General features: G+C 60.5%; 21 protein-coding genes. 7 read left to right on the top strand and 14 right to left on the bottom strand.

Annotated elements, in window-relative coordinates; all coding sequences use genetic code 11:
* Positions 1-39: 39 nt before the first annotated feature.
* Complete coding sequence (locus tag ACQY1L_RS16155; RefSeq protein ID WP_430241765.1) at positions 40-1,569, top strand: M48 family metalloprotease; 1,530 nt, start codon at positions 40-42, stop codon at positions 1,567-1,569.
* Between the two features lie 107 nt (positions 1,570-1,676).
* On the opposite strand, the gene ACQY1L_RS16150 is transcribed toward ACQY1L_RS16155, so the two are convergent.
* The 5 genes from ACQY1L_RS16150 to ACQY1L_RS16130 form a co-directional block, all read right to left on the bottom strand.
* Positions 1,677-2,540 (bottom strand): RNA polymerase factor sigma-32, encoded by an 864-nt coding sequence (locus tag ACQY1L_RS16150; protein WP_062462213.1) that lies wholly within the window; start codon positions 2,538-2,540, stop codon positions 1,677-1,679.
* A 297-nt stretch (positions 2,541-2,837) separates the two neighbouring features.
* Positions 2,838-3,413 (bottom strand): CarD family transcriptional regulator, encoded by a 576-nt coding sequence (locus ACQY1L_RS16145; RefSeq protein WP_062462212.1) that lies wholly within the window; start codon positions 3,411-3,413, stop codon positions 2,838-2,840.
* Between the two features lie 385 nt (positions 3,414-3,798).
* Positions 3,799-4,137: a ferredoxin FdxA gene (fdxA, locus tag ACQY1L_RS16140; RefSeq protein WP_062462209.1), complete on the bottom strand. Its 339-nt coding sequence runs from the start codon at positions 4,135-4,137 to the stop codon at positions 3,799-3,801.
* Positions 4,138-4,319: 182 nt separating this feature from the next.
* Positions 4,320-4,727 carry an RNA-binding S4 domain-containing protein gene (locus ACQY1L_RS16135; RefSeq protein WP_062462206.1) on the bottom strand — a complete coding sequence of 136 codons (408 nt, stop codon included), beginning with the start codon at positions 4,725-4,727 and terminating at the stop codon, positions 4,320-4,322.
* Between the two features lie 4 nt (positions 4,728-4,731).
* Positions 4,732-7,932, bottom strand: a complete 3,201-nt coding sequence (locus tag ACQY1L_RS16130) for a helicase-related protein (protein WP_430244009.1) — start codon at positions 7,930-7,932, stop codon at positions 4,732-4,734.
* 375 nt (positions 7,933-8,307) lie between these two features.
* Between ACQY1L_RS16130 and ACQY1L_RS16125 the strand changes: the two genes are divergently transcribed.
* Positions 8,308-8,463, top strand: coding sequence for a DUF3309 family protein (locus tag ACQY1L_RS16125; protein ID WP_082471964.1), 156 nt, complete (start codon positions 8,308-8,310; stop codon positions 8,461-8,463).
* Between the two features lie 40 nt (positions 8,464-8,503).
* Complete coding sequence (locus ACQY1L_RS16120) at positions 8,504-8,758, top strand: glycine zipper domain-containing protein (RefSeq protein WP_062462199.1); 255 nt, start codon at positions 8,504-8,506, stop codon at positions 8,756-8,758.
* Between the two features lie 63 nt (positions 8,759-8,821).
* On the opposite strand, the gene ACQY1L_RS16115 is transcribed toward ACQY1L_RS16120, so the two are convergent.
* Together ACQY1L_RS16115 and ACQY1L_RS16110 are read right to left on the bottom strand one after the other, a co-directional pair.
* Positions 8,822-9,550, bottom strand: a complete 729-nt coding sequence (locus ACQY1L_RS16115; RefSeq protein ID WP_430241762.1) for a beta-ketoacyl-ACP reductase — start codon at positions 9,548-9,550, stop codon at positions 8,822-8,824.
* Between the two features lie 81 nt (positions 9,551-9,631).
* The gene (locus ACQY1L_RS16110; RefSeq protein ID WP_430241758.1) at positions 9,632-10,813 is read right to left on the bottom strand and encodes an acetyl-CoA C-acetyltransferase; all 1,182 of its coding nucleotides are present in this window, start codon (positions 10,811-10,813) and stop codon (positions 9,632-9,634) included.
* Between the two features lie 230 nt (positions 10,814-11,043).
* On the opposite strand from ACQY1L_RS16110, the gene phaR reads away from it, so the two are divergent.
* Positions 11,044-11,646 carry a polyhydroxyalkanoate synthesis repressor PhaR gene (gene phaR, locus ACQY1L_RS16105; protein ID WP_430241756.1) on the top strand — a complete coding sequence of 201 codons (603 nt, stop codon included), beginning with the start codon at positions 11,044-11,046 and terminating at the stop codon, positions 11,644-11,646.
* A gap of 91 nt (positions 11,647-11,737) precedes the next feature.
* Here the strand turns inward: phaR and rpmF are convergent, their stop codons facing one another.
* The 4 genes from rpmF to mtgA all read right to left on the bottom strand — a co-directional run bounded on the left by rpmF (position 11,738) and on the right by mtgA (position 14,334).
* Positions 11,738-11,923 carry a 50S ribosomal protein L32 gene (gene rpmF / locus ACQY1L_RS16100; RefSeq protein WP_062462189.1) on the bottom strand — a complete coding sequence of 62 codons (186 nt, stop codon included), beginning with the start codon at positions 11,921-11,923 and terminating at the stop codon, positions 11,738-11,740.
* Positions 11,924-12,091: 168 nt separating this feature from the next.
* Positions 12,092-12,739, bottom strand: a complete 648-nt coding sequence (locus tag ACQY1L_RS16095) for a glutathione S-transferase family protein (RefSeq protein WP_430241754.1) — start codon at positions 12,737-12,739, stop codon at positions 12,092-12,094.
* A 14-nt stretch (positions 12,740-12,753) separates the two neighbouring features.
* Entirely contained in the window at positions 12,754-13,476 is a 723-nt protein-coding gene (locus ACQY1L_RS16090) for a DUF1868 domain-containing protein (protein WP_430241752.1), read from the bottom strand.
* A 111-nt stretch (positions 13,477-13,587) separates the two neighbouring features.
* Complete coding sequence (gene mtgA, locus ACQY1L_RS16085; RefSeq protein WP_430241750.1) at positions 13,588-14,334, bottom strand: monofunctional biosynthetic peptidoglycan transglycosylase; 747 nt, start codon at positions 14,332-14,334, stop codon at positions 13,588-13,590.
* Positions 14,335-14,465: 131 nt separating this feature from the next.
* Between mtgA and ACQY1L_RS16080 the strand changes: the two genes are divergently transcribed.
* Both ACQY1L_RS16080 and ACQY1L_RS16075 read left to right on the top strand, forming a co-directional pair.
* Positions 14,466-15,380: a polyprenyl synthetase family protein gene (locus tag ACQY1L_RS16080; protein ID WP_430241748.1), complete on the top strand. Its 915-nt coding sequence runs from the start codon at positions 14,466-14,468 to the stop codon at positions 15,378-15,380.
* 49 nt (positions 15,381-15,429) lie between these two features.
* Positions 15,430-16,071 (top strand): LysE family translocator, encoded by a 642-nt coding sequence (locus ACQY1L_RS16075; protein WP_430241746.1) that lies wholly within the window; start codon positions 15,430-15,432, stop codon positions 16,069-16,071.
* 25 nt (positions 16,072-16,096) lie between these two features.
* Here the strand turns inward: ACQY1L_RS16075 and ACQY1L_RS16070 are convergent, their stop codons facing one another.
* From ACQY1L_RS16070 to ACQY1L_RS16060, 3 genes are all read right to left on the bottom strand, one after another.
* On the bottom strand, positions 16,097-16,756 hold the full coding sequence (locus tag ACQY1L_RS16070; RefSeq protein WP_113111677.1) for an OmpA family protein: 660 nt from the start codon (positions 16,754-16,756) through the stop codon (positions 16,097-16,099).
* A gap of 113 nt (positions 16,757-16,869) precedes the next feature.
* Positions 16,870-18,120, bottom strand: a complete 1,251-nt coding sequence (ispG, locus tag ACQY1L_RS16065) for a flavodoxin-dependent (E)-4-hydroxy-3-methylbut-2-enyl-diphosphate synthase (RefSeq protein WP_325265459.1) — start codon at positions 18,118-18,120, stop codon at positions 16,870-16,872.
* Positions 18,121-18,225: 105 nt separating this feature from the next.
* Positions 18,226-19,419 carry an MFS transporter gene (locus ACQY1L_RS16060; RefSeq protein ID WP_430241743.1) on the bottom strand — a complete coding sequence of 398 codons (1,194 nt, stop codon included), beginning with the start codon at positions 19,417-19,419 and terminating at the stop codon, positions 18,226-18,228.
* Between the two features lie 219 nt (positions 19,420-19,638).
* Here ACQY1L_RS16060 and ACQY1L_RS16055 point away from each other — a divergent pair, with 219 nt between their 5' ends.
* Positions 19,639-20,550: a DMT family transporter gene (locus ACQY1L_RS16055; RefSeq protein ID WP_062462167.1), complete on the top strand. Its 912-nt coding sequence runs from the start codon at positions 19,639-19,641 to the stop codon at positions 20,548-20,550.
* Positions 20,551-20,565: the final 15 nt, after the last annotated feature.

Genomic DNA, 20,565 nt, shown 5'->3' with positions numbered 1-20,565 from the left:
GCGAAAATCGGTACGAAGCGAAGGTGAACAGGACTGACGGTGCAGAAGACACGGATCAAAACACGCGAGGACGCGACACCCGGCAGGACCGGGCAGACCAGCGCACCGCGCAGTTGGAGACGCTTTGCCGTCGTGTTGCTCGCAGGTGCAGCACTCGCAGGCTGTCAGTCCGTGTTCGACCAGGCCTATACGCCGAACGTTTCTCCATCAGACTCGCCTCAGATCGTCGACGAAGTTCAAAAGAACGATCCGCGGGCGCAGATGGGTGCACGCGAGCATCCCCGCATCGTGGCAAGCTACGGCGGCGAATATCGTGACGCCAAGACCGAACGGCTGGTTGCCCGAATTGCCGGTGCGCTGACCGCCGTTTCGGAAAATCCGACGCAGTCCTTCCGGATCACCATTCTCAATTCCCCGGCGATCAATGCCTTCGCCCTGCCCGGCGGCTATCTCTATGTCACGCGTGGGCTTCTGGCGCTCGCCAACGACGCTTCTGAAGTCGCAGCCGTGCTGTCGCACGAGATGGGCCACGTGACCGCCAACCACGGCATCGAACGCCAGCGGCGCGAAGAAGCCGAAGTGATCGCCAGCCGGGTGGTCGCCGAAGTTCTCTCGAGCGACATCGCGGGCAAGCAGGCGCTTGCCCGCGGCAAGCTGCGGCTGGCAGCGTTTTCGCGCCAGCAGGAACTGCAGGCAGACGTGATCGGCGTGCGAATGCTCGGCGAAGCCGGCTACGACCCCTATGCCGCGGCCCGCTTCCTCGATTCGATGGCAGCCTATGCGCGCTACTCGGCGGTCGATCCCGACAGCGACCAGAGCCTGGACTTCCTGTCCAGCCACCCGAATTCCGCCCAACGCGTCGATCTGGCCCGCCGGCATGCCCGCAATTTCGGCCAGGAAGGCGTCGGCGACAAGGGTCGCGACTATTTCCTCGCCGGCATCGACGGGCTTCTCTATGGCGACAGCCCCCAGGAGGGTTATGTCCGCGGCCAGACCTTCCTGCACGGGGGCCTTGGAATACGCTTCGACGTTCCGCCGGACTTCCGCATCGACAACAAGGTGGAAGCGGTTCTCGCGACGGGACCGGGCGAAACCGCGATCCGTTTCGACGGCGTCGCCGCTGGCGACACCAGCAGCTTGCCCAACTATCTGACCAGCGGCTGGGTGGCAGGGCTTCAGCCGGAAACCGTGCGCGAGACAACCGTCAACGGCCTGCCGGCCGCGACCGCACGCGCCTCCGCCGAACGCTGGGATTTCGATGTGACCGTGATCAAGGTCAACGACCAGATCTTCCGGTTCCTGACGGCAGTTCCGAAGGGCAGTCCCGCACTCGACACGACCGCACAAATCCTGCGCAACAGCTTCCGCCGCATGACACAGCCTGAAATCGCGTCGCTGAAGCCGCTCCGCGTCCGCGTCGTAAGCGTTGGGCCGCAGGATACGATGGCATCGCTGTCAAGCCGGATGATGGGCACAGACCGCAAGCTGGACCTGTTCAAGCTGATCAACGCCATTCCGGTCGGCGCGACATTGTCGCCGGGCCAAAAAGTCAAAATCATTTCCGAATGAGGCTTGTATAAAAGCTTCAAAGCGCGAAGGCCGTTTCAAGGGCCTGCGCGCTTTGAAGCATCGTGTCGAGATGTCGCGACCGCCAGAGCGGCGCGGGCACAGTGTGTTTAGGACACAAGCGCCATCTGCGGATTTGCGGTGACGAGTGCCGACTTCAGCTTCTCGATCGCGCGGCTTTCGATCTGGCGCACACGCTCCTTGGAAATGCCGAGCTTGGCGCCAAGCGCTTCCAGCGTCGCACCGTCATCCGTCAGCCTGCGGGCGCGGATGATCATCTTTTCGCGGTCGTTGAGCTTTGTGAGGGCACCCTGCAGCCATTTCAGCCGACGCTCGCCATCGATCATGCCGGAGACCTGTTCGTCCGGCAGTGGTTCGCCGCTGGCCAGCATGTCGAGGCGTTCGCCACTGTCGGCATCACCGGAAATCGTTGGAGCCTGAAGCGACGAGTCATTGCCGGAGAGGCGGGCATCCATGGTCTGCACGTCGGAAACGCTAACGCCGAGTGCGACGGCAATTTCCTCATGGATGGCCTGAGCCGTGAGGTTGGAGTCGCCGCGGGCAAGTTTTGCGCGCAGGCGGCGCAGATTGAAGAACAGCGCCTTCTGGGCTGAACTCGTACCACCGCGAACGATCGACCAGTTGCGCAGGATATAGTCCTGCATGGAGGCACGGATCCACCAGCTGGCGTATGTGGAAAAGCGGACATCGCGGGCCGGTTCGAACCTTGCCGCAGCCTCGAGCAATCCCACATAACCTTCCTGAACGAGATCGCTCATGGGTAGACCGAACCCACGGAATTTCGACGCCATCGCGATGACGAGACGCATGTGGGCGAGTGCAATCTGGTTTCGAGCGCCCTGATCCTGGCGGTCTTTCCAACGGATTGCCAGATCACGCTCTTCCTCGCGGGCGAGATACGGAGCCGACATCGCTATCTTGATCATTGTGCGGTCTGCGGACATGGCTGTCATAGTGTTCTCCGTGGTGCCGTGATCGACAAAGGGCAGAACCAAAAAAAACGCTGAATTGCGGGATTACCGATATTCCAGCCTTGATTTTTGCGAATTTCTGCCGATGTCCCTCAAGTGTCTCGCGGAGGTCTTGGACCGGTTAGGCAATCGCCCCGCTATTGGTTAGGACGGAGAACACGCAGCACGATGCAGCATTAAATTCGCCGTTCCGGCGGGTTAACGCGCTTGTGTTGTAAAGGTTCCAACAAAAAACCCGGCACTAGGCCGGGTTTTTGGTGTTGTCTTTCAGAGACAAAATCAGGCTGCTTCTTCTTCCTGAGCTTCATCTTCCTCGACTGTCTTGCCGCGCTTGGGACCCTTGGCAAGGTTGACCTCGATCAGGCGAACAGCTTCCGTATCGGACATCTTGTTGACGGCGGCAATTTCGCGCGCCATGCGATCCAGCGCCGCTTCATACAGCTGACGCTCGGAATAAGACTGCTCGGGCTGGTTCTCGGCGCGGAAAAGATCGCGCACCACTTCTGCAATGGAAATCAGATCACCGGAATTGATCTTGGCATCATATTCCTGTGCGCGACGCGACCACATCGTGCGCTTCACGCGGGCCTTGCCCTGGACCACCTTCAGTGCACGTTCGACGAAATCCGTCTCGGAGAGCTTGCGCATGCCGATGCTCAAGGCCTTGGCGACCGGAACCTTCAGGCGCATTTTGTCCTTTTCAAAATCGATCACGAAAAGCTCGAGCTTCATGCCCGCGACTTCCTGTTCTTCGATAGAGGTGATCGTGCCGACGCCATGCGCAGGATAAACAATCGATTCACCAGTTCTAAAGCCCTGGCGTGCGGGAGAATTCTTTTTCAGTTGGGTCGTCATTCGATTCACAAACTCCCTTTGACTCACCCGTTTTATCGGGTCTGGGGAAACCGGGTCTGTCAGGCCCGGATGAGACGGGGGAAACCGTCGGGTCACTCCATACTGATCCGACAACGCGCGCAAAAACAGACCAACTCGCGAAACGGCGACGACAACATCAAAGTGTTGCAATGTCACGGGGAACGCGGGGAGCGATCTGTTTCTTTCGTGATGTTTTTCGGGCACGCGAGTGCCACCTTGTGGAACAGTGAGTAAGCTCTACCACAAAAAAGTGCGGAAATCAATAATTTGCTTTTATTCTTGCAAGCCGCGTGACAGTCGGACAGTGCCCAACCAAAAGACAGCTGATTCGAGCGGGTGACGGGCGCACCGTCACCATCCGGGTTTAATCGCCGGAACCTGGCTCTGCCGAGAAATACTTTTCATACTTGCCTTCTTCGCCGTCCATTTCCTTGGCCTCCGGAAGCGGATCCCGCTTCACGGTGATGTTCGGCCAGATCTGCGCGAAGTCGGAGTTCACCTTCAGCCACTTGTCGAGACCTGGTTCCGTGTCAGGCTTGATGGCCTCAGCCGGACATTCAGGCTCGCAGACGCCACAATCGATGCATTCGTCCGGGTGAATGACCAGAAAGTTCTCACCTTCGTAGAAGCAATCGACCGGGCATACTTCGACACAGTCTGTGTATTTGCAGCGGATGCAATTGTCTGTCACGACGAATGTCATGCGAAACTCCGAATATCGCAGATTGCGGCACGCTGCCGACGAAAGGTGTGGCAGGCGAAAAGCCGGCAGGCTTCAGCACTCAAGGAAGTCATGCTTTTCGAGTGTCACCTAATGCCTTTGCTGCAACTGCGCAAGAATAAACCGTGCGTAAAAACCGGGTCTTGAGGGCGGATTTTCTAAACCTAGTTTTCGCCCGCTTCGGGAAACAGGCGTTCGGTCTCCCGCCTTTCCTTCTTCGTCGGACGCCCGGAGCCCGGCAGGCGTTGCGCCTGCTCGAACGCCGTCAACTTCTGGCGTTCCTCCGGAGGCGGCGTCAGATCTTCGTAGAGAAGCCGCGCCTCTTCGAACGGTCCGCGCCGATCACCCCCGGACTTGACGACCAGAACGACATCGCGCCGTTCCAGCTTGATGTCGAGGCGGTCCCCGGTCTTGACCTGATAGCTTGGCTGAGACACCAGCGCGCCGTTGATCCGGATGCAGTTGGACTGGATCAGCGACTGCGCGATGGAGCGTGACTTTGCCATTCGCGCGAAAAAGAGCCACTTGTCGATGCGCTGTCGCGAACCTGCATGCAGCTCTTTTTCAACCATGCGCCTACTTCTTCATCTGCTCCTTGAGAGCAGCAAGCTTGGCAAAGGGCGAATCCGGATCGATCGGCTTTTCCTTGCGCGGTGGCTTGGCCTCAAAGCGAGCGGGCTGTGGTCCCTTGTTACGGTCCGGACGATCGTTACGATCTCCGCGCTCGGGACGATCGCCCCGGTTTTCAGGACGACGGTTGTTGTTGTCGCGGTTCGGACGACCACCGTCACGGCGCTCGCCATCCCGACGACCATCGCGGCGGCCTTCCTTGGGAGCGGCTTCGCCCTGGGGGCGGGCTTCCTGGGTGCGGCCTGCTGAGGCAGCACCGGCATTGCGCTGACCCTGGCCGTTACCACGGCGATCACCCTGCTGTGGCCGACCACCCTGGCGCTGGCTGTTCTCGCGACCGCCACCCGGGCGCCACAGGAGAACAGGCTTTGCTTCTTCGGGTTCGACGGCAGCGGCAGCTTCAGTCGAGGCGGCTGTCTCGGCCTGAGCGTCCGGCTCGGCCGTTGCAGGTGCCTCAACGGTTTCAGCTTCCATGGAAGCGGCGACGTCAGGCGCTGCAGCTTCTTCACTCGCAGCGTCTTCTGCAGGAGCAGCAGCCTCAGCAGGCGCCACAACCTCAGCGGAAGCTTCGGTTGCTTCAGTTTCTTCGCCCTGATCGCCTTCGGCAGTCGGTGCGGCCTCGTCTGCTGCAGCCGTTGGCGTGGCAGGGGTAGCCGCAGCTGGCTCCTGGCCAGCCAGGAATGCCTGCGCCTCTTCAGGCTTCACGGCATCGGCGCGATAGCCGAGGCCTTTCAGAATTTCTTCCATATCGTCAGGCGTTGCGCCGAGGATCGACAGCATGGCTGTCGTCGTCACGAAGCGGCGACCGTCATAGGCGCCTTCTGGACGCGGGCTGGAGCCCGGCTTCCACTGCAGCAGCGGACGGATGAGATCGGCCAGACGCTCGAGAATGTCGATACGAACGGCACGCTTGCCGAGGAAGCGGAAACCGGCGAGCTTGTAGAAGGTACGCTCGAAAGCAGGATCCGCGACGACCGATGTGCGGCCGGCAGCAAGCGCCGGAATGAGATCGCCGTAACCCGGCTTGTCGATGCCGTCGTTCTTCAGCGCCCAGAGAAGCGTGATAAGCTCGGCCGGAGCAGGCTTCAGCAGCGCCGGCATGAACACATGGTAGGCGCCGAAGCGGATGCCGTAGCGGCGCATCGAAGCGCGCGCATCCTGATCGAGCGTCTTCACGTCTTCGGCAACATCGCGCCGGAACATGACGCCGAGGTTTTCGACCAGCTGGAAGGCCAGGCCCTTGGCGAGACCCTGCAGGTCTTCAGCGCGCGACAGATCGTCCAGCGGCTTCAGCACGGTCGCGATATGGTGGTTCACGAAACGCTCGATGCGCGCAACGACGTGTTCGCGGGCATTGCCGGTCAACTGCTCGTCGGCAAGCAGGATCAGGCGCGGGCGCATGATATGGTCGCTTGACGCAAGCCGGCCGACAGGTTCGCCGAGCCAGCGCACGGAACCGTCCGAGCCGACAGCAAGGTCGTTGTTGCCGGATGCATAAAGCCGCGCGGCGCGTGCCTCGAACTCCAGCGCAAGCGCCTTTTGCGCGGCACCCTGGACGGCCTTTGCATCTGGACCCTCCGTACCGGCTATAGGCGTGAATCGGAATCCAGCCAATTGCCCCACATGATGGCCTTCGACGAAGACATCCCCATTCACACTGATTTCAGCTTCCAGCATCGCATTCTCTCTTAGGCGCTTCATGAGCACAGATGTCCTGCGATCAACAAAGCGTTTCGTCAACCGTTCATGTAACGCGTCCGACAACCTATCCTCGATTTCCCGTGTCTTTTCTTGCCAGTGTGTCGGATCGGCAAGCCAGCCAGGGCGGTTCGAAACATAGGTCCAGGTACGAATCTGCGCGATTCGGGCCGACAGGGTGTCGATTTCTCCGTCGGTCCGGTCGGCGCGGCGAACCTGTTCTGCCATGAATTGCTCGTTCACCGTGCCGAAGCGCACAAGATCCGAGAAAAGAGTCGAAATGAGGTCTGCGTGTTGCGCAGGGGCAATCCGCCGATAGTCCGGCAGAGCGCAGGCCTCCCACAGTTTTTCGACCCGCTCCGGCGTTGTCGCCGTATCGCGGATTTCTGCGTAGCGCGAAAGATAGTCGAGCGCCTGGATATCGATTGCCGGAAGCGCGCGGGCAAGGCCTGCCACGGTCGGCGGTCGGTCGAGACTGGCACGCAAAGCGGCAAGCGAGGAATAGTCGACGCTTTTCGTGCGCCACTGCAGCACTTTCACCGGCTCGAAATGATGACCCTCGATCCGCTCGACCAGTTCGTCGTCGAAAGGCTGGACCTGTCCGGTCACGCCGAAGGTTCCGTCGCGCACATGGCGGCCGGCACGCCCGGCAATCTGCGCCAGTTCGGACGGATTAAGGTTGCGGAACTGATAGCCGTCGAACTTGCGATCCTGAGCGAAGGCAACGTGATCCACATCGAGATTGAGGCCCATGCCGATCGCATCGGTTGCGACCAGATATTCCACATCGCCTTCCTGATAGAGAGCGACCTGTGCATTGCGTGTCCGCGGGCTCAAGGCGCCAAGCACCACGGCCGCACCACCGCGCTGGCGGCGGATCAGTTCGGCGATCGCATAGACCTCTTCAGCGGAGAAGGCGACAATGGCGGAACGCTGCGGCAGGCGGGTGATCTTTTTCTGGCCGGCATAAAACAACTGCGACAGACGCGGCCGTTCGACCACGGTGATCCCGGGAAGCAGCCGTTCGAGGATCGGCCGCATGGTGCCGGCGCCCAGCAGCAACGTCTCCTCGCGTCCGCGAAGATGCAGGATGCGGTCGGTGAAGATGTGCCCGCGCTCGAGATCGCCGGCCAGCTGTACCTCGTCGATGGCGACGAAGGCGGCCTTTGTCTCGCGCGGCATCGCTTCGACGGTGCAGACGGAAAAGCGCGCCATATGCGGCGTTATCTTTTCCTCACCCGTGATCAGCGCGACATTGTGATAGCCCACCTTCTCCACGACACGCGTATAGACCTCGCGTGCAAGCAGGCGAAGGGGCAGACCGATGACGCCGGAACCGTGCGCAACCATGCGCTCGATGGCATAATGGGTCTTGCCGGTATTGGTGGGGCCTAGCACGGCCGTGACGCCGCGGCCGCTGAGAATCATGGGCTGAGAATGCAAAGCCAGTTCCTGCTTATCCGCCGATGCGATCCTCCACGGAAACGCAATCGCAGTATCAGATGGCCATGCTCGACGATAAACGCAAGCCGATATGTTGTCCTCGACAAGGCGAGACCACGATTTCCAGGATCAACATGCGTACGATACGCAAGCCAGTTTCGTTCGAACAAACGTGAACGAATCGGCGACGATTGCGGATTCCGGAGCGTTCCCGATCTGTTTCGAACATTACCCGGCTTTCCGACGCATGGCGAAAGTGTAACCCGTTAACCACACCCCACGGGCAAGCAAGTGGTGAGTGGAACAAAAGTTCCCATGCTACGTTTTCTCGGCAATCCCAACCGGACATGTCGAGCCGGTAGGTCAGCGGAGTACAAGCCTATGCTCGGAACCATCCTACTTATCGTACTGATTTTGCTTTTGATCGGCGCGCTGCCGAATTGGGGGCACAGCCGGAACTGGGGTTATGGTCCGTCCGGCGGTCTCGGCCTCGTTGTGCTGATCATCATCATCCTCCTGCTGATGGGCAGGATCTAAAAGCGGCGAAGCCGCACGTTACCAAGGGAAGGAAAGTGACATGAAAAAAGTTTTGCTCGTCGGCGCTCTCGTCGGAATGCTGGCATCCTGCACATCCACTGAAAAGGGCACTGCAATCGGTGCTGCTTCGGGCGCCGTTATCGGTGGCGCTGTGACCAACAGCTGGGGTGGCGCTGCAGTCGGCGCTGTCGGCGGCGGTCTGGTTGGCGCTGCTATCGGCGAATCGCAGAAGCGCAACGGTTACTGCGTCTATCGCGACCGTTATGGCCGTACATACGAAGCGCGTTGCCGCTAAGTCCTGCGTTTAGTCGCAGAATAGAAACCGGCGTCCCATGGGCGCCGGTTTTTTTGTATCCGCTTACCCGGCGAAATACTGACCGCCATTTGCGCTGAGCGTAGACCCGGTAATGAATCCGGCTTCTTCAGAGGCCAGAAACAGCACGCAGCGGGCGATTTCTTCCGGTTCGCCCAACCGTCCGACAGGTATCTGCGGGATGATCTTTTCATCCATCACCTTTTGCGGGATGGCACGCACCATGTCGGTTCCGATATAGCCGGGGCAGATCGCATTGACGGTGATGTTCTTCGAGGCCCCCTCTTGAGCCAGTGCCTTGGTGAAGCCGAGATCGCCAGCCTTGGCGGCAGAATAGTTCACCTGCCCCATCTGGCCCCTCTGGCCATTGATCGAGGAGATGTTGATGATGCGGCCGAAGCCGCGCTCGCGCATGCCGGGCCACACCGGATGGGTCATGTTGAACAGGCCGGAAAGGTTGGTATCAATGACCTCCTTCCACTGCTGCGGCGTGATCTTGTGAAACATGCCGTCGCGGGTGATGCCGGCATTGTTGACGAGGACGTCGACAGGCCCGAGCTGCGTTTCGACTTCAAAGATGCCCTTCACGCAGGCATCGTAATCCGACACGTCCCACTGGAACACCGGAATGCCCGTCGCCGCGTGAAACTCAGCGGCCTTTTCGGTATTGCCCGCAAAATTTGCGGCGACCGAATAGCCTGCCGCTTTCATGGCAGTGCTGATCGCAGCCCCGATGCCGCGCGTGCCTCCTGAAATCAACGCGATACGCGCCATGTAAACTTCCTTTCATACCGTCGCCGCCGTCAGCGTAACGGAGCTGCTCACGCCGATAACGTGGGCAGCTGCCACCCAGTGCTAGAGCGCTTCCAGACACATGGCGACGCCCATACCGCCCCCGATGCAGAGCGTCGCAAGCCCCTTTTTCGCGCCACGGCGCTTCATTTCGAACAGCAGCGTATTGAGAATTCGCGCACCCGACGCACCGATCGGGTGACCGATGGCGATCGCTCCGCCGTTGACGTTGACGAGCGACGGATCGAGGCCCAGATCCCGCGTGACCGCGCAGGACTGTGCGGCAAACGCCTCATTCGCTTCGATCAGATCCACATCGCCGATTTTCCAACCGGCTTTTTCCAGCGCGCGACGCGAAGCCGGGATGGGGCCGGTTCCCATGATCTGCGGATCGACGCCGGCGGTGGCCCAGGAGACGATGCGCGCGAGCGGCGCAATGCCACGACGACCGGCTTCTTCCTCCGTCATCAGCAACGCTGCGGCGGCGCCATCGTTAAGGCCGGATGCGTTGGCGGCAGTCACTGTGCCTTCCTTGTCGAAGGCCGGCCGAAGCGTCGCCATCCCCTCCAAAGTCGCACCGGCACGGATGTATTCGTCGTTCTCGACGCGAACATCGCCCTTTCGGGTTTGGATCAGGAACGGAACGATCTCGTCCCTGAAGCGGCCAGCAACCTGCGCTGCCTCCGCTTTGTTTTGCGAGGACACCGCGAACTGATCCTGTTCCTCGCGCGACAACTGCCACTGTCGGGCGATGTTTTCAGCGGTGATGCCCATGTGATAGCCGTAGAACGCGTCGGTCAGGCCATCCTTGATCATCGTATCGATCATCTTGAAATCACCCATCTTCACGCCGCCGCGCAGATGTGCGCAATGCGGGGCCATCGACATGGATTCCTGGCCTCCCGCGACGATGATTTTGGCGTCGCCGAGCGCGATCTGCTGCATGCCCAGTGCGACCGCACGAAGACCGGAACCGCAGAGCTGGTTGACGCCCCAGGCCGTCGCCTCCTGCGGCACCCCGGCCTTCATCGCCGCCTGGCGGGCGGGGTTCTGTCCCTCGCCGGCAGGCAGGACCTGCCCCATGATGACTTCGTCCACTTCCCCCGCCTCCACGCCACCGCGCGCCAGCACCTCCTTGATTACCGCGCCGCCAAGTTCGTGTGCGGGCACGTTTGCAAATGCGCCGTTGAAGGAGCCGACGGCCGTTCTTGCTGCGGCTGCGATAACGATGGATGGATTGGACATGATGTCTCCTCTTTCCGTTTCTTGGCACCGAGACTGGCAAAGCCTGAGCGCCCTGTCAAACGCCCGGTTTTCGCCCGAAACACCCGGTTTTTCATCGATTTGCTGCGCAGCATGGTGATCCATCGCGGCGCACAAATCGATTGTCAGTTGCGCCAATTTAAGCTTACATTCGAGGCGGGAGAAGATGCCAAGCACTAATAATCGCGCGAATGGCGAAGTGGAGGGAAATCATGGCAAAGACCGAAGGTGACGTGACGATCAAGAAATACGCTAACCGGCGTCTCTACAACACCGGAACAAGCACATACGTGACGCTCGAGGACTTGGCGAAAATGGTCAAGAAGGGCGAGGTATTTACGGTTCAGGATGCCAAGACGGGCGAGGACATCACGCACTCGGTTCTGACCCAGATCATTTTCGAGCAGGAGTCCAAGACGGGAAACACGCTTCTGCCGGTGTCCTTCTTGCGACAGCTGATTTCCTACTACGGCGACCAGATGCAGATGGTGGTGCCGACCTTCCTCGAACATTCGATGAAGACGTTTTCGGACCAGCAGGTGCAGATGCGCGAGCAGATGACCAGTGCGTTTGGCGACACGCCGATCGCCAAGAACCTGCACCTTCCGATGCAGATGATGGAAGAACAGGTGCGGCGCAATACGGACCTGTTCCGTCAGGCCATGCAGATGTTCACGCCCTTTGCCGGTGCCGCGACGCCGCCTCAGCACCAGTCCGCCCCACCATCGGGCAAGAAGGCGGAAGCCAAGGACATCGACGAACTGAAGGAGCAGCTCCGCGCGCTTCAGGGTCGTCTCGACAGCATGAGCACCTGAACGGCACCTGCTGCGGGAAGAAACGCGCCTTACCGAGCGCACAACAAAAAAGGCCGGCAAAGCCGGCCTTTCAAGCAATCATCAGAAAAGCTTATGCGCTTTCCTTCGGCGTCAGAACCTGACGGCCGCGGTACATACCGGTCTTGAGATCGATATGGTGCGGACGGCGCAGTTCGCCGGAGTTCTTGTCCTCGACAAATGTCGGGGTCTTGAGAGCGTCAGCAGAGCGGCGCATACCGCGCTTCGACGGGCTCGTTTTTCTTTTAGGTACAGCCATTTTCGTTACTCCACTTCGTGCAAAACAGGGATTTCCGGCCGGAACTGAGGCCGAACATTCCATGTCTCGATCTCGGAAATTTGGCGCGCTTATACATGCCAACCGGGTACTTGACCAGTCCCTGCAGGGATATTGGCGGGATTTTTTCGCAAACCACGCCGAAACACCTCAGGCCTCGTCTTCTTCGACGATTGCTGTCTCCTGAAGGGCCGCTTCCCGCCATGAAACCCAGGCCGGATGCGACGTCATTGCCTCCATATACGCAAGCGTGTCGGCGTCGTCTACCAGATCATAGACCGCAAAGCGATTGACGACCGGTGCGAACATCGCGTCCGCTGCGGTAAACTCGCCAAACAGGAACGGACCGCCGGATTTTGCCCGCAGTTCCCGCCAGATCGTGGAGATGCGCGCGACGTCTTCCATCACCCCATCGGCAAGCTCGATACGCCGCTTCGGCCGGCGAAAATTCATCGGGCAGGCATTGCGCAGCGCGCGAAAGCCCGAGAGCATCTCCATCGAGATGGAACGGGCGACGGCACGATCCGCAGAGGATGTCGGCCAGAGCCCGCTCTCCGGAAACAGCTCGGCTGCGTATTCGATGATCGACAGCGACTGCCAGACGCGCACGTCGCCATGATGCAGCACCGGCACCTGGGCATTGGGCGAGATCGTCTTGTAGCGTGGATTGCCTGCCGGATAATCGAACGGGATCAGCACTTCCTCGAAAGGAACGCCGGCAGCTGTGAGCGCAATCCACGGCCGGAAGGACCAGGACGAATAGTTCTTATTTGCAATATAGAGGACGAGTTTTTCCATCGGCGCGGTTTCCATCAGGTCTCGGAATCGAAAATCATCAGTTCGTGGAAATGGTTCATGTCCTCGAACGAGCAGAATGCCGGCGGACGCAATTGAAGCACCGGGGCCGCGCGCTGGATCTCAGCGGTCACCTCGTCGAGCATCAACTGCCAGGCCGGCAGCGCTGCATCCGACAGGCGCTCGATCACATAGGCAAAGGTAATGTGGAAGGCATAGTCGTCGTGATCCGGATGGCGATACCCGAGGAGCCGCGCCAGCGCATCGCGCCAGGCCTTCATCGCCCTGCGGTCATTCTCGGACTTCCCCTCGACCACAAGACCGGACGGCTTGGCGCTTTTCACGGCGACCTGGAACGGATCGAGCGTCGAGAAACCTTCAAGCCGCGCGGCCATGATTTCCGTCATATCCTCGATTGGCGTCTCGAGCGGCATATCGTCCGGCCAGAAGCGAGGCTTGCGGCGATGCTCGATAACACCCTGGAACAGCGTCATGTGCAGGCTGGTGATCGGCGTGAAGAGAAAACGCTCGGCTTCCGGCATCTCGAGATAGCGCGCACGTGCCGCGACAAGCAGCGCCTGCGTTGCCGATCCTTTTTCCAGATGGCAGACGATCGTGTTTCCGGGCTCGGGCAGAAAGCCGCCTCGCCGTGCGTAACGCGTTCCAAGCCGCGGCGGCGGTTTTGGATTGTGCGTCGCCGAGTATCTGAGGAGATCTTGCGAAATCAGTCTGGCATCCATCGGCGGTCCACTTTCTGCGTAAACGCACTCACAAAGCGTGCTCGATGCGCTCTTAAGCCAGCGTCGATACTGACAGATGACATGAGGGACGTTTAACGCTTAGTTTTGACGTCACCTATAAATGCATTTGATGTAATCGCTGGATGCGCGCGCGCGCCGTTCCACGACACCGGCCAGCCGCTGCATTCCGCGGCCGGGCTTGCTGGCGACCCGCGTGTGCGGATTGGGAAGTGCGACGGCAAGCAACGCGGCCTGCCGGGCACTGAGCTTGGCAGCTGGCACCTTGAAATGATACTGCGCGGCCGCTTCCGCACCATAGATGCCAGGTCCCCATTCTGCGACGTTGAGATAGATTTCCATCAACCGCCATTTCGGCCAAATGAAATCCTCAGCCAGCGCCAGCGGCAGTTCCAGCCCTTTACGGATGAAGGAGCGGCCGTTCCATAGAAACAGGTTTTTGGCCGTCTGCATCGGAATGGTGCTCGCGCCACGCGTTGCCTCGCCGTCCAGTGCATCCTGCACGACGCCGCGCATCTGGCGCCAGTCGACGCCGCCGTGGAAACAGAACTGGCCGTCCTCCGACATCATCACGGCCCGCACGAGATTGGGCGAGATGTCCTCGATATCAACCCACTGGCGGTCATACCCGCGCAGAAGAAACAGTTCCGACAGCATGAGGGTGGACACCGGCCGCGTGAATGGCAGCGCATAGACCGGGATGAGAAGATAGGGCAGCACCACCAGCGCAATGACGAACAGGATGACGCGCCGGAGCCACGTGGTGTTAGGCAGGCGAAACCGTCGTGCGGGCCTCACGGGTTCGTCTTCTTCGGCATGCTGTTCAGGTGCGATATCCAAGGTGCTTCTACCCGCCCGTTTAAAGTTTCATAGCCGGTGGCGCTTTCGAAGGCCAGTCCACCGGCTGAAACTTCGGCAATGCTGGTAAATCGACATTGCCTGTATCGTCGCCTCATGCCAAACAGCCCGGCATGAACACGACCGATCCTGCATTCGAAAGCCGGTTGAAAGACAGCGCAGTCGCCACCGAGGCGCTGCTTGTGTCGCTTCTTTCGGATCAAACGTTGCCCGACGAAGTCACGCGCCCGGCCCATCTGATGGCGGCGATGCGTCATGGTTCGCTGAATGGCGGAAAGCGCCTGCGACCGTTCCTGCTGCGCGAAAGCGCGCTTCTGCTTGGTGGGAACGAACAGGCCGCCAAGCGCATCGGTGCCGCACTCGAATGTCTGCACTGTTATTCGCTGATCCACGACGACCTGCCCGCCATGGACGACGACGACCTTCGCCGTGGTCAGCCGACGGTCCACAGGGCATTCGACGAGGCGACCGCGATCTTGGCCGGCGACAGCCTGCTGACCTACGCCTTCGACATCATCGCGGCACCGGAGACGGAACTTCCGGACAGGGCAAAGACGGAGCTTGTTCTGGCCCTTGCCCGCGCCGCCGGTTCCGGCGGCATGGTGGGTGGCCAGGCGCTCGATCTGGCTGCGGAGAAATCGGCACCGGACGAGGCAGGCATCACCACGCTGCAGGCGATGAAGACCGGTGCGCTGATCCGCTTCGCCTGCGAGGCAGGCGCCATCATCGCGGGCGCGGATCAGGAACATCGTCAGCGCCTCAGAAAATTCGGCCAGGTCATCGGGCTTGCTTTCCAGCTTGCCGACGATCTTCTCGACATCACCTCCGATGCCGAGACCATGGGCAAGGCGACCGGCAAGGACGCTGCCCGAGGCAAGGGCACGCTGGTTGCCATGCATGGCACAGGCTGGGCGGAAGAGAAGCTCGATGCGCTGACAGCCGAGGCTGTCGACCTGCTTGCGCCCTACGGCGAAAAGGCATTTATCCTGCAGCAGACGGCGCGCTTTATCGCCAGCCGCCAGAACTGACGAGACGGGACAACGGCAAGCCTCCCGGATCAGACCCGAGGAGTAAAGCATGCCGGATGTTTTCGCCTACCTGCCCTATATCTGGCCGGCCTATCTCGCCTATCTCATCGCCGTCCTCAGCCCCGGGCCTGCGAATTTCGCCATTATCGGGATGGCGATTTCGCATGGCCGTCGAAACGGGGTGATCCTGGCGCTCGGCGTCTTCTGCGGCTCGCTGACCTGGGCCTGCGCTGCAGCACTCGGGCTCGCCGCGGTCCTGCGCACCTACGCGATCGCGCTCGAGATCCTGAAAATTCTGGGCGGTCTCTATCTGATCTATCTGGCCTGGAAGGCATACCGCTCGGCGCGGACGCCGGATATCGAGACGGCATCGAGCGAGACCAGGACGTCATACACGGCAAGACAATTGTGGCTGCGGGGCTATGCCATCCACGTCACCAATCCGAAGGCGATCTTCGGCTGGCTGGCGATCATCTCGCTCGGCCTGCCCGCGGATGCACCACCTTCGGCGATCATGCTGATCGTCGGCATCTGCTCGACCTCGAGCCTGATCATCTTCACAGGATATGCGGTTCTGTTTTCGACCCGCCACGCGCTTCGCGGCTACAAGGCCGCGCGGCGCTGGATCGAAGGCACGATGGCGGTTTTCTACAGCATTGCCGGCGTGAAATTGCTGACGAGCCGGATCTGACCGGCTCGTCGACTTTCAAGACAACTCAGCCCTGTTCGATCGGCGCGATCGAGACTTCGACGCGGCGGTTCTGGGCGCGACCATCCGGCGAGGCGTTGGAAGCGACCGGCTGCGACGGGCCGTAGCCCATGGTCGAGACACGGCGCTGATCGACGCCGCGACCACCGAGATAGTTCGCGACCGAGACGGCACGGCGTTCCGAAAGCGCCTGGTTGTGCTGCAGGCTGCCGGTCGAATCCGTGTGACCGTTGACGTCGATATAGGTCTTGCCGAACTTGTTGAGCACGATCGCAACCGAATCGAGCGTGGCATAGAACGGCGGGATCACCTGGTCCTGATCGGTGGCAAAGGTGATGTTCGACGGCATGTTGAGAATGATGCGGTCGCCGTTGCGCGTCACCGAAACGCCGGTTCCCTGCAACTGCTGGCGCAGTTCGGCTTCCTGGCGGTCCATGTAATTGCCGATGGCGCCACCGGCGAGACCACCGATCGCAGCACCGATCAGCGCATTGCGGCCCTTGTTGCCGCCGCCGATCAAAAGACCGCCGACTGCGCCGAGACCGGCACCGATGGCAGCGCCACCAGCCGTGTTCGACATTTTCTGCTGACCCGTATAGGGATCGGTCGTCGTGCAGGCAGAGAGATACGTCGCGCAGGCTGCGACGATAGCAATTTTCTTGAGCATGTGAATCAGTTTCCCCGTCGTCCGTAGTATCCCTCATTTACCACGAAATGCGGCAATAGCGAGGAGAGGCAAAGACCGGGGAATAAGCATTTTATCCCTAGTCGGGATAGAGACTACTCAGCGGCGGTTTTCTGGCCGAAGCGGTTCTCGATGTAGTCGATGACAAGCTTTTCGAAATCCTGAGCGATATTGGGACCGCGCAGCGTCATCGCCTTCTGACCGTCGATAAAGATCGGGGCGGCAGGCGTCTCGCCAGTGCCGGGCAGCGAGATGCCGATATCGGCATGCTTGCTTTCGCCGGGGCCGTTGACGATGCAGCCCATGACGGCGACGTTCAGGGCTTCGACGCCCGGATACTTTTCGCGCCAGATCGGCATGTTCTTGCGGATATCGTTCTGGATGTTCTGGGCCAGCTCCTGGAACACCGTCGACGTGGTGCGCCCGCAGCCGGGACAAGCGGCAACCACCGGAATGAACTGGCGGAACCCCATGACCTGCAGGATTTCCTGCGCAACCTGCACTTCGCGGGTGCGGTCACCATTCGGTTCCGGCGTCAGCGACACCCGGATCGTATCGCCGATGCCGTGCTGCAGGACATAGCCCATGGCGGCCGACGAGGCGACGATGCCCTTGGTGCCCATGCCGGCCTCTGTCAGGCCCAGATGCAGCGCATGGTTGGAGCGCTCGGCCAGCATCGAATAGCAGGCGATCAGATCCTGCACCTGGCTGACTTTTGCGGACAGAATGATCCGGTTGCGCGGCAGGCCGATGCTTTCAGCAAGCTCGGCCGAAATCAGCGCCGACTGGACGATCGCCTCATGCATGACCTGGCGGGCAGACAGCGGCGAACCGGCTTCGGAATTGCGGTCCATCAGCGTCGTCAGAAGATCCTGGTCGAGCGAACCCCAGTTGACGCCGATGCGAACAGGCTTGTCGTAACGGATCGCCATCTCGATGATGTCGCCGAACTGCTTGTCCTTCTTGTCCTTGAAACCGACATTGCCCGGGTTGATGCGGTATTTTGCGAGCGCTTCGGCGCAGGCCGGATGATCGGCCAGAAGCTTGTGGCCGATATAGTGGAAATCGCCGATCAGCGGCACGTCGAGGCCGAGGCGCAGCAGACGCTCGCGCACCTTCGGCACGGCGGCAGCGCTTTCGTCGCGATCGACGGTAATGCGGACGATCTCGGAGCCTGCCTTGTAGAGAGCGGCGACCTGGGCGACGGTCGCATCCACATCCGCCGTATCTGTATTGGTCATCGACTGGACGACGACGGGCGCTCCACCACCGACGATCACACCGCCGACATCGACGGCAACCGTGGCGCGGCGGGGCTTCGGATTATAGTCAATCGGTGCGTTCATGGGATCGTCTCGTTGCCTTTGCCCTGGGGCTAACTGGGGGCATAAACCGTCTTTCAGGTGGCGTATGACCGCCGGCTTGTCAACCAGCGGCCATGAATAGTTGGGTCAGTGATGCGCGCCGTCCGCATGCCTTGCAAGGTTCGAGAGAAGCAGCGTCACCAGGATCAGCACCGACAATCCCGCGAAAATGCTGCCAAGTCCCGTATGCTCAGCGATGAAGCCGATTGCCGAAGGTGCAACGAGAATTCCGGAATAGCCCATCGTGGTGACCACGGACAAACTGACGCCCGCTGCCATGCCCGGCAGATTGCCGGTCGCGGAAAACAGGATCGGCACGATGTTCGAAATGCCGATGCCGGCGATAGCAAAGCCTGCAATGGCCATCGTCGAACTGGTCGCAAAACCGATCGTCAGCATGCCCAGCATGGCGATGACGCCGCAGACCCTAAGCGTATTGACGGCACCGAACCGGTCGCGGATGAGATCGCCGGCAAAACGCATCGCCGCCATCGTGAAGGAGAAAGCCGCAAAGGCGAAGCCGGACAGCGTCAGCGAGGCCGACAGCTCGTTGCGCATGTAAAGCGCGCCCCAATCAAGAATGGATCCCTCGGGGATCATGCAGAACAGCGCCATGATTCCGAGCAGCCAGGGAAGCGGTGACGACGGCAGGCGGCGTCCGGCCCCGGCCGCCCTCTCCTCCGGATGCGGCGCATCCTGAAGCACCATTTTCCAGGCGACGGCGATCATGACGGCGGCGACGACGGTTACGAAAAGCGCATGCGGAAGAACGCCGATCCGTTCGAGAAGAAAGCCACCGGTCGAGGCGCCGAGCAGGCCGCCGAGGCTCCAGAACGCGTGGCAGGATGACATGATCGCGCGGCGCATGCCTTTCTCAGTCGCAACGGCATTGGCATTCATTGCCACATCCATCGCGCCGATCAGGCCGCCGAACAGAAACAACGCAACCGCTCCGCTCCAGACGCTGCCGATCAGCGACAGGAGAAGAAGCGTCGGCGTCAAAAGGACTGCGGTGACCTTTGAGACGATGCTGGAGCCGAACCTCGCGATCTGGCTGCCGGCGATCGGCATCATCACGATGGAGCCTAGCCCGAAGATCAGGATCATCACGCCGAGCGACTTTTCGCTCAGCTCCAGACGTGCCGCAAATTCCGGGATCTTTGGCGCCCAGGCACCGATCATGAAGCCGTTCATCAGAAACAGCAGCGATACGCCGATACGCTGCGGTGTGATGAAAGCACGTCGGGTCTTGGCTTCCGCCGGCGAAGACAAATCGTTCATCAGATTGCTTCCTCCAGGCGCTGAGATTTAATTAAATCGATTTAGATTGCAATCTTCCGCGCTCAGCATGAGTTTCACGATTTATGTCTCCGGTTCACGCTTGTCACCCCTTAGCAACGACGGATGGAGCGCGACGAAGCTGATTGCAATCGCTGCAGAACGCCTTAAGCATTCGGATATGCAATGATATGAGGCGTCGGTATCCGGCGTGTGACTTTCTTGAAATCCAGCATCGGCAGCGGCATTCTTCTCGTCAGTACCTCCTACTTCGTGTTCACGCTTCATGATGCGGTGATCAAGCTGCTGGTGGTCGATGTCGGCGTCTGGCAGATCATTTTCTTCCGAAGCCTGACGGTTCTGATCGCCTGCCTCGTCATCGGGGGACGCGGTTTCATCCCGCGCGTTGTCCGCTCGCCGATCGTGCGGCCGATGATGGTGCGCAGCGTTATCCTTCTCGCCGCATGGGTTTCTTTCTACACCGCAGCCAAGTCCCTGCAATTGGCCGAACTGACGACGATCTATTACGCCAATCCGATCGTCGCCACCCTGCTTGCTATTCCGGTTCTGCGCGAAAAGGTGCCCGCGGTCCGCTGGGTGGCGATCATCCTCGGCTTCGTCGGCGTGGTGATTGCCGCAAATCCGGCCGGGTTGACACTTTCGCTCCCGGTCGGTCTCGCGCTCCTCGCGGCAATCCTCTGGGCCATCGGCAGCGTTCTCTTGCGCAAGACGGCGATGAACGAGAAGACCCTTGTCCAGATGACGCTCACCAACTTCTTCTTCGTGGTGATGACCTTCGTCATGGCCGTGCTGACATGGCAGCCGGTCGATCTGAAAAGCGGTGCGCTTCTGGCGCTCGTCGGCATTCTCGGCGGCACCGCCCAGGCGACGCTGTTCGAGGCGATGCGACGGGCGCCGGTCTCGGTGCTTGCCCCGTTCGAATATTCCTCGCTGATATGGGCGTTCGTGCTGGGCTACGCCATCTGGCAGGACATTCCCGCAAGCAATGTCGCCGCCGGTGCCGCACTGATCTTCTGCGCCGGACTGCTGATCGTCGCCAGCGAGCGGCTGGCGGCGAGGCGCTATCGCCTCGCTCAACCTGCGGACGGATCGGACGGACCGGCGGGCGCCTGAGCCGTCAACAGTTTG

Source organism: Neorhizobium sp. DAR64862/K0K3, assembly GCF_050500185.1.
Lineage (GTDB): Bacteria > Pseudomonadota > Alphaproteobacteria > Rhizobiales > Rhizobiaceae > Neorhizobium > Neorhizobium soli.
This window is presented reverse-complemented; position numbering and strand designations above follow the sequence as displayed.

What these genes read in the sequence shown, in the direction of transcription:
- ACQY1L_RS16125 (WP_082471964.1), top strand. Translation starts at nt 8,308, where the DNA reads ATGCTCGGAACCATCCTACTTATCGTACTGATTTTGCTTTTGATCGGC.
- ACQY1L_RS16150 (WP_062462213.1), bottom strand. Translation starts at nt 2,540, where the DNA reads ATGACAGCCATGTCCGCAGACCGCACAATGATCAAGATAGCGATGTCG.
- ACQY1L_RS16135 (WP_062462206.1), bottom strand. Translation starts at nt 4,727, where the DNA reads ATGGTTGAAAAAGAGCTGCATGCAGGTTCGCGACAGCGCATCGACAAG.
- ACQY1L_RS16070 (WP_113111677.1), bottom strand. Translation starts at nt 16,756, where the DNA reads ATGCTCAAGAAAATTGCTATCGTCGCAGCCTGCGCGACGTATCTCTCT.
- phaR (WP_430241756.1), top strand. Translation starts at nt 11,044, where the DNA reads ATGGCAAAGACCGAAGGTGACGTGACGATCAAGAAATACGCTAACCGG.
- ispG (WP_325265459.1), bottom strand. Translation starts at nt 18,120, where the DNA reads ATGAACGCACCGATTGACTATAATCCGAAGCCCCGCCGCGCCACGGTT.
- ACQY1L_RS16095 (WP_430241754.1), bottom strand. Translation starts at nt 12,739, where the DNA reads ATGGAAAAACTCGTCCTCTATATTGCAAATAAGAACTATTCGTCCTGG.
- ACQY1L_RS16075 (WP_430241746.1), top strand. Translation starts at nt 15,430, where the DNA reads ATGCCGGATGTTTTCGCCTACCTGCCCTATATCTGGCCGGCCTATCTC.
- ACQY1L_RS16080 (WP_430241748.1), top strand. Translation starts at nt 14,466, where the DNA reads ATGAACACGACCGATCCTGCATTCGAAAGCCGGTTGAAAGACAGCGCA.
- ACQY1L_RS16060 (WP_430241743.1), bottom strand. Translation starts at nt 19,419, where the DNA reads ATGAACGATTTGTCTTCGCCGGCGGAAGCCAAGACCCGACGTGCTTTC.
- ACQY1L_RS16145 (WP_062462212.1), bottom strand. Translation starts at nt 3,413, where the DNA reads ATGACGACCCAACTGAAAAAGAATTCTCCCGCACGCCAGGGCTTTAGA.
- ACQY1L_RS16120 (WP_062462199.1), top strand. Translation starts at nt 8,504, where the DNA reads ATGAAAAAAGTTTTGCTCGTCGGCGCTCTCGTCGGAATGCTGGCATCC.
- ACQY1L_RS16110 (WP_430241758.1), bottom strand. Translation starts at nt 10,813, where the DNA reads ATGTCCAATCCATCCATCGTTATCGCAGCCGCAGCAAGAACGGCCGTC.
- fdxA (WP_062462209.1), bottom strand. Translation starts at nt 4,137, where the DNA reads ATGACATTCGTCGTGACAGACAATTGCATCCGCTGCAAATACACAGAC.
- ACQY1L_RS16090 (WP_430241752.1), bottom strand. Translation starts at nt 13,476, where the DNA reads ATGGATGCCAGACTGATTTCGCAAGATCTCCTCAGATACTCGGCGACG.
- rpmF (WP_062462189.1), bottom strand. Translation starts at nt 11,923, where the DNA reads ATGGCTGTACCTAAAAGAAAAACGAGCCCGTCGAAGCGCGGTATGCGC.
- ACQY1L_RS16115 (WP_430241762.1), bottom strand. Translation starts at nt 9,550, where the DNA reads ATGGCGCGTATCGCGTTGATTTCAGGAGGCACGCGCGGCATCGGGGCT.